Annotated in this window: 1 protein-coding gene; it reads left to right on the top strand. The window is 70.8% G+C overall.

Annotated features, from left to right (window positions below):
* A partial coding sequence (locus ACSNOK_RS33970; RefSeq protein ID WP_436784596.1) for an aldolase/citrate lyase family protein occupies positions 1-281 on the top strand: 281 nt, incomplete at both ends.

Here is a 281-nt window from a genome sequence, read left to right on the forward strand (position 1 = left end):
TCAACCGGCTGCGTCCCCGCCGCTCCTGCCTCGCGGTGCCGGGCAGCAACCCCCGCTTCCTGGAGAAGGCCCAGGGGTTGGCCGCCGACCAGGTCTTCCTGGACCTGGAGGACGCCTGCGCCCCGCTGGCCAAGCCCGAGGCCCGGCACACCATCGTGAAGTTCCTCAACGAGGGCGACTGGACGGGCAAGACCCGGGTGGTGCGCGTCAACGACTGGACCACCCACTGGACGTACCGCGACGTGATCACGGTCGTCGAGGGCGCGGGCCAGAACCTGGAC

Origin of the sequence: Streptomyces sp. URMC 126 (assembly GCF_051386555.1) — a bacterium.
Taxonomy (GTDB): domain Bacteria; phylum Actinomycetota; class Actinomycetes; order Streptomycetales; family Streptomycetaceae; genus Streptomyces.